The organism is Sphingomonas sp. S-NIH.Pt15_0812, from assembly GCF_003951315.1.
Lineage (GTDB): Bacteria > Pseudomonadota > Alphaproteobacteria > Sphingomonadales > Sphingomonadaceae > Sphingomonas.
The window spans coordinates 1-2,097 of sequence record NZ_QLJH01000083.1; the positions used below are offsets into that span (position 1 = coordinate 1).

The following is a 2,097-nucleotide window of genomic DNA, read 5'->3' on the forward strand; positions in this document are numbered from 1 at the left end:
GCTGTCTGGATCTGGTAGGCGCACGACAGATCACCTGTACGAAGGCGCCGGTGTCTGCTGGGCCGCGGCATGGTGTCGGTTCATGTGGCAGTGGGGCGATGATGTCATCTGTTTGAATGATGGCAGCCTGGCCATCGCGGTCTATGTCGCGCGGGCGCAGCTGCCGAGCTTCGACGAGCTGAAATCCTCGCCCAATGGCCAGATGATCCGCGTCCATGCCTCGGACGGGTCGATCCTGGTGTCGTTGGGGCCGAGCTATGGCGAATGGCTGCCCTATGCCGACATCCCGCAGGTGATGCGCGACGCGACCATCGCGGTCGAGGATCGCCGCTTCCGCGAGCATCCTGGCGTCGACCCGATCGGCATCGCCCGCTCGATCGAGGTGCGCCTGGAAAAGGGGCGCTGGCGACAGGGTGGCTCGACCATCACCCAGCAGATCACCCGCACCATCTTCCTGAACAACCAGAAGAAGTTCGGGCGCAAGTTCCGCGAGGCGATCCTGGCGCTGGCGATGGAGTCGAAATTCTCCAAGAACCAGATCCTCGAACTCTATCTCAACAAGGTCTATTATGGCGGCGGCGCCTATGGGATCGACGCGGCCAGCCGCAAATTCTTCGGCCATGGCGCGCAGCATCTGAGCCTGGCGGAGGCGGCGGTGATCGCCGGCCTGGTCAAGGCGCCGTCCAACTATTCCCCCACCGCCGATGCCGCCGCCGCCGTCGGCCGCGCGGGCGTGGTGATCGAGCAGATGGTCCGCAACGGCTATATCACCCAGGGCCAGGCCGATGCCGCCGACCCGGACGGGCTGAAGCTCGCCCCCGCCCCCGCGCAGAACAGCGCGCGCTATTTCACCGACTGGGCGCTGCCGCAGCTCGACACGCTGATCGACGAGACCCAGGCGCCGCTGGAGGTGTGGACCACGCTGGACCCCGCGATGCAGCGCGAGGCGGACACGGCGGTGCGCGCCAATGTGCCCAAGGGGGCGCAGGGCGCGCTGGTCAGCCTGGACCGCGACGGCGCGGTGCGCGCGATGGTCGGCGGCACCGACTATGTCACCTCCATCTACAATCGCGCGACCCAGGCGGTGCGCCAGCCCGGCTCCGCCTTCAAGCTGTTCGTCTATCTCGCCGCGCTGGAGGCCGGTCACAAGCCCGACGACACGATCGTCGACGGACCGGTGACGATCGACGGCTGGAGCCCGCGCAACGACAGCCGCCATTTCAGCGGCACGGTGACGCTACGCACCGCCTTCGCCTATTCGCTCAACACGGTGGCGGCGAAGCTGGGCCAGGAGGTCGGCTTCACCACCATCGCCGACATGGCGAAGCGGTTCGGCATCACCACGCCGGTCAACACCCACCCCTCGATGGTGCTGGGCACGTCGGACGTGCGGCTGATCGACATGACCCGCGCCTTCGCCAGCGTCGCGTCGAAGGGGGTGGCCGTCACCCCCTATGGCATCACCAAGGTGACCGCGAACGGCGAGACGATCTACACGCATGAGGTGGATCGCAGCCATGTGCTGGTCGCGCCCTATGTCGCCGCCGAGATGACCGACCTGCTCCAGACCGCGGTCAACACCGGCACCGGCCGCCAGGCGCAGATCGGCCGGCCGGTGGCGGGCAAGACGGGCACCACCACCTCGCAGAAGGACGGCTGGTTCCTGGGCTTCTCCTCAGGCCTGACGACGGGCGTGTGGATGGGCCGCGACGATGCCAAGCCGGTCGCCGGCCTGCATGGCGGCACCGCGCCCGCCCGCGCCTTCGCCGCCTTCATGCGCCCCGCCGTCGCCAGCCGGCCGATCGAACAGTTCGACACGCAGGTGACCCTGCCCGAATGGCAGCTCGAACCCGATGAGGAGAGCTATTACGGCCAGCCGGACAATGGCGTCTATGTCGACGAGAACGGCAATCCGGTCGGCCAGCCGGCCGCCCCGCCCGCCGATGCGCCGGTCCAGGGTCCGGGCGGCGCGGTGCCGGCGGAGCCGGCGGCCCCGGCCGCGCCCCCGGCCCAGCCCTCGCCGCAGCAGCAGCTCGACGATCTGATCGACCGGGTGACCGGCGGGCGCGAGCCGGCGACCCCCGCCCAGACCCAGAC

At 69.0% G+C, this 2,097-nt stretch carries 1 protein-coding gene; it reads left to right on the forward strand.

Annotated features, from left to right (window positions below; genetic code table 11):
- Nucleotides 1-112: 112 nt before the first annotated feature.
- Nucleotides 113-2,097: PBP1A family penicillin-binding protein (locus BRX43_RS19930; protein WP_241215105.1), on the forward strand; the 1,985-nt coding region annotated here is incomplete at its 3' end.